At 62.1% G+C, this 11,920-nt stretch carries 11 protein-coding genes; 8 read left to right on the forward strand and 3 right to left on the reverse strand.

Translation table 11 applies throughout. The features are described 5' to 3' along the window. The first annotated feature begins 100 nt into the window (after positions 1-100). The 4 genes from HFK74_RS26240 to HFK74_RS26255 all read left to right on the forward strand — a co-directional run bounded on the left by HFK74_RS26240 (position 101) and on the right by HFK74_RS26255 (position 5,770). Entirely contained in the window at positions 101-1,264 is a 1,164-nt protein-coding gene (locus tag HFK74_RS26240; RefSeq protein WP_008031893.1) for an isovaleryl-CoA dehydrogenase, read from the forward strand. 12 nt (positions 1,265-1,276) lie between these two features. Beyond that, complete coding sequence (locus tag HFK74_RS26245) at positions 1,277-2,884, forward strand: carboxyl transferase domain-containing protein (RefSeq protein ID WP_180206005.1); 1,608 nt, start codon at positions 1,277-1,279, stop codon at positions 2,882-2,884. A 115-nt stretch (positions 2,885-2,999) separates the two neighbouring features. Continuing rightward, complete coding sequence (locus HFK74_RS26250) at positions 3,000-3,815, forward strand: gamma-carboxygeranoyl-CoA hydratase (protein WP_180206006.1); 816 nt, start codon at positions 3,000-3,002, stop codon at positions 3,813-3,815. Continuing rightward, positions 3,815-5,770 carry an acetyl/propionyl/methylcrotonyl-CoA carboxylase subunit alpha gene (locus HFK74_RS26255; protein WP_180206007.1) on the forward strand — a complete coding sequence of 652 codons (1,956 nt, stop codon included), beginning with the start codon at positions 3,815-3,817 and terminating at the stop codon, positions 5,768-5,770. Before HFK74_RS26250 ends, HFK74_RS26255 begins: the two co-directional genes overlap by 1 nt. A 39-nt stretch (positions 5,771-5,809) precedes the next feature. Here HFK74_RS26255 and HFK74_RS26260 read toward each other — a convergent pair whose 3' ends face one another. Next, positions 5,810-6,448 (reverse strand): LexA family transcriptional regulator, encoded by a 639-nt coding sequence (locus HFK74_RS26260; RefSeq protein WP_180206008.1) that lies wholly within the window; start codon positions 6,446-6,448, stop codon positions 5,810-5,812. Between the two features lie 129 nt (positions 6,449-6,577). Here HFK74_RS26260 and HFK74_RS26265 point away from each other — a divergent pair, with 129 nt between their 5' ends. Then, complete coding sequence (locus HFK74_RS26265; protein WP_180206061.1) at positions 6,578-6,919, forward strand: DUF3077 domain-containing protein; 342 nt, start codon at positions 6,578-6,580, stop codon at positions 6,917-6,919. 564 nt (positions 6,920-7,483) lie between these two features. Beyond that, entirely contained in the window at positions 7,484-8,632 is a 1,149-nt protein-coding gene (locus tag HFK74_RS26270) for a carboxypeptidase family protein (RefSeq protein ID WP_180206062.1), read from the forward strand. A 175-nt stretch (positions 8,633-8,807) separates the two neighbouring features. Here the strand turns inward: HFK74_RS26270 and HFK74_RS26275 are convergent, their stop codons facing one another. Further along, positions 8,808-9,353, reverse strand: a complete 546-nt coding sequence (locus HFK74_RS26275; RefSeq protein ID WP_180206009.1) for a cytochrome b — start codon at positions 9,351-9,353, stop codon at positions 8,808-8,810. Continuing rightward, on the reverse strand, positions 9,350-10,426 hold the full coding sequence (locus tag HFK74_RS26280) for a catalase family peroxidase (RefSeq protein WP_180206010.1): 1,077 nt from the start codon (positions 10,424-10,426) through the stop codon (positions 9,350-9,352). The genes HFK74_RS26275 and HFK74_RS26280 overlap by 4 nt, the downstream gene beginning before the upstream one ends. A 158-nt stretch (positions 10,427-10,584) precedes the next feature. Here HFK74_RS26280 and HFK74_RS26285 point away from each other — a divergent pair, with 158 nt between their 5' ends. Together HFK74_RS26285 and HFK74_RS26290 are read left to right on the forward strand one after the other, a co-directional pair. After that, a complete protein-coding gene (locus HFK74_RS26285) occupies positions 10,585-11,091 on the forward strand; it encodes an RNA polymerase sigma factor (protein ID WP_180206011.1) in 507 nt (168 codons plus the stop codon). Next, on the forward strand, positions 11,088-11,840 hold the full coding sequence (locus HFK74_RS26290; RefSeq protein WP_180206012.1) for an anti-sigma factor: 753 nt from the start codon (positions 11,088-11,090) through the stop codon (positions 11,838-11,840). The genes HFK74_RS26285 and HFK74_RS26290 overlap by 4 nt, the downstream gene beginning before the upstream one ends. The last annotated feature ends 80 nt before the right edge of the window (positions 11,841-11,920 follow it).

Raw genomic sequence — 11,920 nt, forward strand, 5'->3', positions numbered from 1 at the left:
AAGGGCGATTGACAGCCTTTCGTCACAGGTTTACGTTAACGTAAAGGTGAGAGCCGAACCACTGCCCTCCCCGCCCAACAAAAAAGCCAAAAGGTGACCCATGAGCTACCCATCCCTGAACTTTGCCCTCGGTGAAACCATCGACATGCTGCGCGATCAGGTTCAGTCCTTCGTCGCCAAGGAGATCGCCCCGCGCGCCGCCCAGATCGACATCGACAACCTGTTCCCCGCTGACCTGTGGCGCAAATTCGGCGACATGGGCCTGCTGGGCATTACCGTGCCGGAAGAGTACGGCGGTGCCGGCCTGGGTTACCTGGCGCATGTGGTCGCGATGGAAGAAATCAGCCGTGGCTCGGCCTCCGTGGCCCTGTCCTATGGCGCGCACTCCAACCTCTGCGTCAACCAGATCAACCGCAATGGCAACCACGAACAGAAATCCAAATACCTGCCGAAGCTGATCAGCGGCGAACACATCGGCGCCCTGGCCATGAGTGAGCCGAACGCCGGTTCCGACGTGGTGTCGATGAAGTTGCGTGCCGACAAACGCGGCGATCACTACGTGCTCAACGGCAGCAAGACCTGGATCACCAACGGTCCGGACGCCAACACCTACGTGATCTACGCCAAGACCGACCTGGAAAAAGGCCCGCACGGCATCACCGCCTTCATCGTCGAGCGCGACTGGAAAGGCTTCAGCCGCAGCAACAAGTTCGACAAGCTCGGCATGCGCGGCTCGAACACCTGCGAGCTGTTCTTCGACGACGTCGAAGTGCCGGAAGAGAACATCCTCGGCGTGCTCAACGGCGGCGTGAAGGTGCTGATGAGCGGCCTCGACTATGAGCGCGTCGTCCTCTCCGGCGGCCCGACCGGGATCATGCAGGCCTGCATGGACCTGATCGTGCCGTACATCCACGACCGCAAGCAGTTCGGCCAGAGCATCGGCGAGTTCCAGCTGATCCAGGGCAAGGTCGCCGACATGTACACCCAACTCAATGCCAGCCGCGCTTACCTGTACGCCGTGGCCCAGGCCTGCGAGCGCGGCGAAACCACGCGCAAGGACGCCGCCGGCGTGATCCTCTACAGCGCCGAGCGCGCCACGCAAATGGCCCTCGACGCGATCCAGATTCTCGGTGGCAACGGCTACATCAACGAATTCCCGGCCGGTCGCCTGCTGCGTGACGCCAAGCTGTACGAAATCGGCGCGGGCACCAGTGAGATCCGTCGCATGCTGATCGGTCGCGAACTGTTCAACGAAACCCGCTAAACGGAGCTGTCCATGGCTATCCTGCATACCCAGCTCAACCCCCGTTCGGCGGAGTTCGCGACCAACAGCGCGGCGATGCTCAAACAGGTCGACGCCCTGCACACCCTGCTGGCCCAAGTGGCACAAGGTGGCGGCCCGAAAGCCCAGGAACGCCACACCTCCCGGGGCAAACTGCTGCCCCGCGAGCGCATCAACCGCCTGCTCGACCCGGGTTCGCCGTTCCTGGAGATCAGCCAGCTGGCGGCCTACGAGGTGTACGGCGAAGACGTTCCCGCCGCTGGCGTGATTGCCGGGATCGGCCGCGTGGAAGGCGTCGAATGCATGATCGTCGCCAACGATGCCACGGTGAAAGGCGGTTCCTACTACCCGCTGACGGTGAAAAAGCACCTGCGCGCCCAGACCATCGCCCAGCAGAATCGCCTGCCGTGCATCTACCTGGTGGATTCCGGCGGCGCCAACCTGCCGCGCCAGGATGAAGTGTTCCCGGACCGTGAGCACTTCGGGCGGATCTTCTTCAACCAGGCCAACATGAGCGCCCAGGGCATCCCGCAAATTGCCGTGGTCATGGGCTCCTGCACCGCGGGCGGCGCTTATGTGCCGGCCATGGCCGACGAGGCCATCATGGTGCGCGAGCAAGCGACTATCTTCCTCGCCGGCCCACCGCTGGTGAAAGCCGCCACGGGCGAAGTGGTCAGCGCCGAAGACCTTGGCGGTGCCGATGTGCATTGCAAGATTTCCGGTGTGGCCGACCATTACGCCGAAAGCGATGAACATGCCCTGGCCATCGCCCGCCGCAGCGTCGCCAATCTCAACTGGCGCAAGCAGGGTGAAGTGCAGCAACGCACGCCGATCGCCCCGATCTATGCCAGCGACGAGCTGTACGGCGTCGTGCCGGCCGATGCCAAGCAACCGTTCGACGTGCGCGAAGTCATCGCGCGGCTGGTGGACGGTTCGGTGTTCGACGAGTTCAAGGCCTTGTTCGGGACCACATTGGTGTGCGGTTTTGCCTACCTGCACGGCTATCCGATCGCCATCCTCGCCAACAACGGCATCCTGTTCGCCGAAGCGGCACAGAAAGGCGCGCACTTCATCGAGCTGGCCTGTCAGCGCGGCATCCCGCTGCTGTTCCTGCAGAACATCACCGGCTTCATGGTCGGCCAGAAGTACGAAGCCGGCGGCATCGCCAAGCACGGCGCGAAACTGGTGACCGCCGTGGCCTGCGCCAAGGTGCCGAAGTTCACCGTGATCATCGGCGGCAGTTTCGGTGCCGGCAACTACGGCATGTGTGGCCGGGCCTACGATCCGCGCTTCCTGTGGATGTGGCCGAACGCGCGCATCGGCGTGATGGGTGCCGAACAGGCGGCCGGCGTGCTGGTGCAGGTCAAGCGCGAGCAGGCCGAGCGCGGTGGTCATGGCTTCACTGCCGAGCAGGAAGCCGAGATCAAGCAACCGATCCTCGACCAGTATGAAGAACAGGGCCACCCCTACTATTCCAGCGCTCGCTTGTGGGACGACGGCGTCATCGACCCGGCCCAGACCCGCGATGTCCTGGCACTGGCCTTGTCCGCGTCGTTGAACGCGCCAATCGAACCGAGCCGCTTCGGCGTGTTCCGGATGTGATTTTTTGTGGGAACGGGCTTTTGTGGCGAGGGGATTTATCCCCGTTCGATTGCGCAGCAATCGCCACCAATCGTAAGTGAGCCAGTTCCCACAAGGACCGTGGAGACGGATGAATATGAGCGACTTCAATACCCTCGAACTGCTGACCGACCCCCGTGGCTTTGCCACGCTGTGGCTCAGCCGTGAAGAAAAGAACAACGCGTTCAATGCCCAGATGATCCGCGAACTGATCCTCGCCCTGGACAAGGTCGCGAGCGATGCCAACCTGCGTTTCCTGTTGGTGCGTGGCCGCGGCAAGCACTTCAGCGCGGGCGCCGACCTGGCCTGGATGCAGCAATCGGCCGAACTCGATTACGCCACCAACCTCGACGACGCCCGTGAACTGGCGGAATTGATGTACAACCTCGCCAAGCTGAAAATCCCGACCCTGGCGGTGGTGCAAGGCGCGGCGTTTGGTGGTGCCCTGGGCCTGATCAGTTGCTGTGACATGGCCATCGGCACCGATGACGCGCAGTTCTGCCTGTCGGAAGTACGCATCGGCCTGGCGCCGGCCGTAATCAGCCCGTTCGTGGTGCAAGCCATGGGCGAGCGCGCCGCACGACGCTATGCCTTGACCGCCGAGCGTTTCGGCGGGCAACGGGCCCGGGAACTCGGCCTGTTGTCGGAGAGTTACCCGACGGCCGAACTGGAGCAGAAAATCGAACAGTGGATCGACAACCTGCTGCTCAACAGCCCGGCTGCCATGCGCGCCAGCAAGGACTTGCTGCGTGAAGTCGGTGACGGCACGCTGACCCCGTCCCTGCGTCGCTACACCGAGAACGCCATCGCCCGCATCCGCGTCAGTCCCGAAGGCCAGGAAGGCCTGCGCGCCTTTCTGCAAAAACGTCCGCCGAGCTGGCAAGCCGCAACCACCACCAAGGAGCCGCGTTGATGAGCGCACCTGTCCTCACTACCCTGCTGGTGGCCAACCGCGGCGAAATCGCCTGCCGGGTGATGCGCACCGCCAAGGCCCTGGGCCTGACCACCGTGGCCGTCCACAGCGCCACCGACCGTGATGCCCGGCACAGCCGTGAAGCTGATATCCGTGTTGACCTCGGCGGCAGCAAAGCCGCTGACAGTTACCTGCAAATCGACAAGCTGATCGCTGCCGCCAAGGCCAGCGGTGCCCAGGCGATCCATCCCGGCTACGGTTTCCTCTCCGAAAACGCCGGGTTCGCCCGCGCCATCGAAGCCGCCGGCCTGATCTTTCTCGGTCCACCCGCCTCGGCCATCGACGCCATGGGCAGCAAATCCGCGGCCAAGGCCTTGATGGAAACCGCCGGTGTGCCGTTGGTACCGGGCTATCACGGTGAAGCCCAGGACCTCGAGACCTTCCGCGATGCCTGCGAGCGCATCGGCTACCCGGTGCTGCTCAAGGCCACGGCCGGTGGCGGCGGCAAGGGCATGAAAGTGGTCGAGGACGTCAGCCAACTGGCCGAAGCCCTGGCCTCGGCACAGCGTGAGGCACAATCGTCGTTCGGCGATTCGCGGATGCTGGTGGAGAAGTACCTGCTCAAACCCCGTCACGTGGAGATCCAGGTGTTCGCCGATCAACACGGCAACTGCCTGTACCTCAACGAACGCGACTGCTCGATTCAGCGTCGGCACCAGAAAGTCGTCGAAGAAGCGCCGGCGCCTGGCCTGAGCCCTGAGCTGCGTCGCGCCATGGGCGAAGCGGCCGTGCGTTCGGCACAGGCCATCGGCTACGTCGGTGCCGGCACCGTGGAGTTCCTGCTGGATGCGCGCGGTGAATTCTTCTTCATGGAAATGAACACCCGCCTGCAGGTCGAACACCCGGTGACCGAAGCCATCACCGGCCTCGACCTGGTGGCCTGGCAGATCCGCGTGGCCCGCGGCGAAGCCTTGCCGATGACCCAGGACCAGGTGCCGCTGAATGGCCATGCGATTGAAGTGCGGCTCTATGCCGAAGATCCTGGCAACGACTTCCTGCCGGCGACCGGTCGCCTGGAGTTGTATCGCGAATCCGCGCCGGGTGCAGGTCGCCGGGTGGACAGCGGCGTCGAAGAAAGCGATGAGATTTCGCCGTTCTACGACCCGATGCTTGGCAAGCTGATTGCCTGGGGCGAGGACCGCGAACAGGCACGCTTGCGCCTCTTGGCCATGCTCGATGAGTTCGCTATCGGCGGGCTCAAGACCAACATCAATTTCCTGCGGCGCATCATCGGCCATCCGGCGTTTGCCCAGGCCGAGCTCGATACCGGGTTCATTCCCCGCTACCAGGAACAGTTGCTGCCACAACCTGCGACGCTCAGCGACGAATTCTGGCAAGCCGCCGCCCAAGCCTTCGCCCAGAGCCTGCACACAACGTCGCGTAGCGATGACCCGAGTTCGCCTTGGGCCACCGGCAACGGCCTGCGCGCCGGCTTGCCAGCGCAAATCACCCTGCACCTGAGTTGCGAGGGCCAGGACCGTGCGTTGACGCTGGGCAACCCCCAGTCCCACAGCGCTCGACTCACAGGCGAGCACTTGCTGACCGAGCACGAGGGTGTGCGTCGCCAGCACCGGGCGATCCGTCGTGGCGACTTTGTCTACCTGCAATGGGAAGGCGAACTGCGGCGCATCGAGACCTACGACCCTATTACCGCCGTTGAAGCCAGCCACGCCCATCACGGCGGGCTCACCGCCCCCATGAACGGCAGCATCGTGCGGGTGCTGGTGGAGGCCGGGCAAACGGTTGAGGCCGGGGCGCAACTGGTGGTGCTGGAGGCCATGAAGATGGAACACAGCATCCGCGCGCCCCACGCCGGTGTGATCAAGGCGCTGTATTGCCAGGAAGGCGAGATGGTCGGCGAAGGCAGTGCGCTGGTCGAACTGGAAGAAGCCTGATAACAAGGCCGGTCCTGCGCATGGCGCGGGCCGGCCTGGCTAGAACTTCACGGTCGCCTGGACCACCACGCCGATGATTCGGCACTCGTCGGTGAACAGGCTTTTCGGATAAGTCGGATTGAGCGGGACCAGGTAACGCTGCCCGCCCTCTTCGCTCAACTTGCGGAAAATCGCTTCGCTGCTGTCGGGCCATTGCGCGATCACCAGCTTGCCCGGCACCGCGTCCACATCCGGGTCCACCAGGATCAACATGCCCTCGGCTACGCTTGGGCCGCTGGGTGCGGTCATGGCATCGCCAACCACTGTCAGCCAGAACGCCGCGCCTCGGGCGTGGTAGTCCGACAGTTCGAAACGGTACGGCGCCCGCTCTCCATCGCGCACCTGCGCGGTGTCCCGCCAGTCACTGACGGGGTAGCGAAAGTACGGGTTGTACTTTTGCGTCATGCAAACCTCGTCGTCCTGTTCCTGCGCAGGCTCGCGAATCACCAGCGCCACTTCGAGAAAGTCCAGGCCCAGGGCCTGCAGCACACGATTCATGTCGTCGATGCCGGGCTGACGGCGTTTCGTCAGCCAATGCCCGATGCCACCCTGGGACATCCCGAGGCGGTCGGCGAGTATTTCCTGAGTGATCTTGAGCTCACTCATCTTGGCCTTGACCAAGGCGATCCATTTATCCATGTGCGGCACGATACGTGGCGGGCCTCGCCCGACAAAACACAAAATGTAGTATTAATACAATTGTCATAAATACGTAACGTATTAGGATGGATTCACGGATCTGAATTTATCACGGAGTTCGCCTTGACCATGAATCCACCCAGCAATGACTTGCCCGACATACAAATCGATACGTCCCTCCACTCACCCCAAGGCTCTGCCGCCGCACAGCGGGCACTGGATTATTACTTGAAACCAGCTGTTTCAGAGGAGGTGGGACAGGAGCCTCTCTTTGACGTAAACCGTAACATCAGCATCGAGGAAGCCCTGGTGCATGCTTCGGGACTGCTACGGTGTGCTGCCGCCACCGCCTACGAGTCAGCCAGCCACCTGCACGGTGCGGATCGGGATTTGGCGCTCTCGACCGTGCATATGATCGACATGGCAAAGGCCATGGTGAACCGCTCCCTGGAGGGCGACCAGAAAGGCTAATTGGAGAGTGCTGGACAGAAGGACAGGAAAGAATTTTCCCGACGCGCAGACAAAATCGTTTGACTTGCAAACGAGAATGATTATTATTGCATCAGCTGGTCGCGAGATCAGTCGATGGACCAGGTGACCTTAGGTCGGTCTCCTGGACTATCTCCTCATCAGGCTAATCACGGTTTTTGACCCGGCTTTTTGCCGGGTCTTTTTTTTGCCAGTTTTCTGGCTTATGGCTTCAGGCTAATGAAGTCTTGATGTGTCGCAAATTCGATGGCGCGGATCATATCAAAACAATATTAGTTGGCAAGAGAAGCCTTAAGTCATTGGGGCAAACTAATGGCAAATAGCACTTGAGAATCAATCGCATAATCTCTAAGCTGCGACGGCGTCAAGGAAGACGCCCCCCCCCACACTCCCCCAAGTTATCTCCCCGCCGCAACCGAAACCGAGATCGCTCGTCGAACAACATCGCCCGGGATTTCCTGGCGGTCGGTGAAACGTTTTATCTGCGCTGCCAGCCCTCGACGCTTGCGTGTAAAGTAGCCGCCATAAAAATCTCAATCAGGAACCCTGACCGTGGCTAAAACTCTCGACATCAGTGCCAACTTCGACAGCGGCAACATCCAGGTCATCGATGTCAGCGACCCGCTCAAACCCCTGCTGGCTATCCGCCCCGATACCAAAAGCAACCACTTCCAATGGTTCCACTTCAAGGCCAGCGGCCTGCATGTCGGCCAGGAGCACTGGTTTCGCCTGAACAATGCCAGCCAGTCCTCGTACAACAAGGCCTGGGATGGTTATCAGGCCAGAGCCTCCTACGATCACGTCAACTGGTTCCAGGTACCGACCATCTTCGAAGGCGACTGCCTGCGCTTTTGCCTCGAAGCCACGCAGACCCACGCCTGGTTCGCCTACTTCGAACCCTATAGCCGTGGCCGCCATGACTGGCTGATCGAGCAGGCACTGAGCAAGGCTGGCACTGAACTGCTGGCCACCGGCAAGAGCGTCGAAGGTCGCGACATCCAGCTGCTGCGCAAGGGCACCGGTGCCGAAGGCCAGCGCAAAGTGTGGATCATTGCCCAGCAACATCCCGGCGAACACATGGCAGAGTGGTTCATGGAGGGTGTGATCGAGCGCCTGGAAAATCACGACGACCCGGTGCTGAACAAGTTGCTGGCCAGCGCCGACCTGTACCTGGTGCCGAACATGAACCCGGACGGTGCCTTCCATGGTCACCTGCGCACCAATGCCATGGGCCAGGACCTGAATCGCGCCTGGCAGAGCGCCAGCCAGGAGATCAGCCCGGAAGTCTTTTTCGTCCAGCAGCAGATGGAAAAATACGGCGTCGACCTGTTCCTCGACGTTCACGGTGACGAGGAAATCCCCCACGTGTTCACCGCCGGCTGCGAAGGCAACCCGGGTTACACGCCACGGATCGCCGAACTCGAGGAACACTTCCGCAGCCACCTGAAACACACCACCAAGGACTTCCAGACCAAGCACGGCTACACCCGCGACGAACCGGGCCAGGCGAACATGACCCTGGCGTGCAACAGTGTGGGACAGAAGTACGACTGCCTGTCGCTGACCCTGGAAATGCCATTCAAGGACCACGACGACCATCCGAACCCGTTGACCGGCTGGTCGGGCAAGCGTTCGAAGCAGTTGGCCAAGGATGTGTTGACCACCGTTGCCGATATGGTCGATACCTTGCGCTGATCTATCGCGGATGGCTGCATGCCGGGTGTGCAGCCATCCCCTTGATTTCAGTGCAAGCCACGCAACCTGTGGGAGCGAGCCTGCTCGCGATGGCGGCGTAGCAGTCGGCAGGTATGTTGAATGTGACGCCCTCATCGCGAGCAGGCTCGCTCCCACAGGTTTTGCGTTCTATGGATCAACCGCGGTCTTTGCCTCGCAACATACTGTCCAGCACCTCATCGCGCCGCACCCAGCCATGAAACAACGCCGCGGCCAGATGCAGCAGCACGGTCAGGAACAGCAGATACGCCAGATACCCATGAGCCTTGCGCAGGAACGCGAACACCTGCGCATTCGCCGGCACGATCGATGGCAACTGCAACGAACTGCTGAGCATCACCGGTTCGCCCGACGCAGAAATCATTGCCCAGCCCAATAACGGCAAAACCAGCATCAAGGCGTACAGCAGCACATGGGACGCCTTGGCCGCCAGCGCTTGCCAACCCGGCAGGTCGGCGGGCAGCGGTGGCTGCTGCGTGGAGAAGCGCACGACCAGTCGCACAATCACCAGCAACAGAATCGCCACGCCCAACGGCTTGTGCAGGTGAATCAGCCATTCATGACGCTCGGACACCGAGGCGACCATGCCTGCGCCGATAAACAGCATGGCGATGATCATCAGCGCCATCAGCCAGTGCAGCAGGCGCGCCAATGGAGCGAAGTGGTTCGGTTGGGTGCTCATTGCTGGGCCTCCTGTTTGGCGGCGGGCAACTGGCTGACTTCGCTGGTGCGACGCAGGTAGGAATTGGCGTAACCGGCTGAACGAGCAGCGAGCAGCGGGTCGTCGGAACCTTCGATGCCGGCAGGGAGCACCAGCGGGTCATAGTTGATGTCGCGGCACTCGCCGCTGAGTTGCGGCTGGGTGCTTTCCAGCACGAGGGTACCGGCGTTTAATACCTTGCGCCCCTCAGGCCAGGCTTTGCTGGCGTCATTGACCGGATCGCCGGGGTTGCCCAGGGTGATGTTCAGCTGAAAGCGCAACGGGCCAGCGGCGATGCGCTGAACCAGGTCTTTCTCGAGGAAATCGCTGCCTTCCGGGGCTGCGGCGCCAGGCGCGTCCTGAGCCACCGGCACCATGCTCCAGCGCACCGCTTGCCGTTGTCCGGCCGCGTTAACCAGATAAAACGCGTTGACGCTGTTGTAGGTTTCCGTCACATAACTGGCCGAGGGTTTAGCGGTCTTGATCCAGGCCAGGAACGGAGCGGCTTCCGGGTGCGAGCCGAAGAACGCCGGCACCGCCGCCGGGTCCGGTTTGCCGGTAGCAGGCACCGGCGACTGGGCTTGCTGCAATTGGTAGAACGCCTCGGGCGTACCCACCGGGAACACCGGCATGCTGTTCATTCCGGTACGCCATTGCTGCCCGTTGGCCTGGGTGAAGCGCAACGCCAGGCTGCGGATCGGCACGGCGCTGTCTGGCGCGTAAGGATTACCGGCCGGCAAGGCGAAACGGCCAACCACCGGCGTGCGCGCCTCGTTGAATACCTGCGCGGTGGAATAACTGCGAGCCTCGCCACTGCTCTCGAAATGGCCAATCACGCACACGCCTTTGGCGTGGTTGCGGCGAAACCCAGGATGCACGCCGTTGTTGGTTTCCAGCACATTGACCAGTTTTTTCGGGGTCAGGCGCTGTGGGTCAAAGGTGCCGTTGACGTAGGCAAACGCCCCGGCCACTGCGGCCACAACCACGGCAATGCCGGCCAGACGCAATGTCAGGCTCGCGGCACTCAAGGGTGGCGGTGATGATCGATCTACCATGAAAGACTCCAGGGCCATCGGCCACAAGTGAGAAGAATCAGGCAGACGAACCCCACGGCGATTTATTCCATCGCCCGGTATTTATTTTTCCGGGCGTGGAATAACCTCCCACGCCAAGCGTCTTCCTGGTTCAAAGCGTAGTGAGTAACCAGAAATTCATGAACGATATCGACGAACAACTGAGAGAAATCATTCCCAGATTGCGCCGCTTCGCCGTATCGCTCACGCGTAATCCGAGCAGCGCCGACGATCTGGTGCAGTCGTGTCTGGAGCGTGCGCTGTCGAGTTGGGGCGACAAGCGCGTCGAGGGCGACTTGCGCGCCTGGTTGTTCTCGATTCTGTATCGACAGTTTCTCGATGCTCACCGCCGTACCCGCCGCTACGCGCGAATGCTCGAATTCTTTACCGGGCGCGACGATGCGCAGCCTTCGGTGGAGCGTACCGTGATCGCCCAGTCGACCCTCAACGCCTTCGATCGACTGCCCACCGAACAGCGCGCGTTGCTGCTGTGGGTGTCGGTTGAGGGCCTGAGTTACAAAGAGGTCGCCGAGATTCTCGACGTGCCCACCGGCACCGTGATGTCCCGCCTGTCCCGGGCCCGCCAGGCCCTGCGCCAACTCAGCGATGGCGAAATCAACCGCCCTTCCCTGCGGAGACTCAAATGATCAGCATGCCCCCCAGCGAGCGCGACCTGCACGCTTACGTCGACCATCAGCTCGGCGAGGAAGACCGGCGTCTGGTAGAGACTTTCCTGGCCAGCAACACGCAGGTGGCCGCGCAGGTTCGCGGTTGGCAGCAGGATGCCCAGCACCTGCGCGCAGCCCTCGGCGGCGCCTTGCAGCAGCCGGCCAACCCCGATCTGGACCCGACTGTCATTCGCCAGCGTCTCCAGCGCCAGTCCCGTCGCCACCTGGCCAGCGCCGCGGTATTGCTGATCGCTGTCAGCATCGGTGGGGTCAGCGGCTGGCAGGCCCGGGAAATGACCCTCCTCAGCGCAGCGCAACCGATGGCCGATGCCATGCAGGCTTACCGTCTGATTGCCCAGCAAGGCATCCTGCCGGCCGACTACAACGCGGGCGACGACGGTGACATGCAGGGCTGGCTCGACCGTTATTTCACCCAGGCCAATCGCCTGCCTGACTTGTCGGGCGCAGGTTTCAAACCAGCCAGCGGGCGCTTGCTCAGCACCGAGCAAGGACCGGCGGCGATGGTGGTCTACGAGGATCAGGGCGGGCAAAAAATCAGCTTCTACGTGCGCCCGCCAGGACCGAAGAACTTCCTGCTGCCCAGGGGCAGCCGTAGTGATGGAGGCTTGCAGGCCGAGTACTGGTCCGGGGGTGGGTACAACTACGCAATGGTCAGCCCGGCAAATACGCCGACGGCGCAGATGCTCAGGCAAACCACCCAATTCTGACACCACCAATCCCTGTAGGAGCTGGCTTGCCAGCGAAAGCGGTAGGTCAGGCAACATTGTTGTCGACAGGAAGGCCGCCT

It is taken from the genome of Pseudomonas sp. SbOxS1, from assembly GCF_013416725.1.
In the GTDB taxonomy this organism is placed as follows: domain Bacteria; phylum Pseudomonadota; class Gammaproteobacteria; order Pseudomonadales; family Pseudomonadaceae; genus Aquipseudomonas.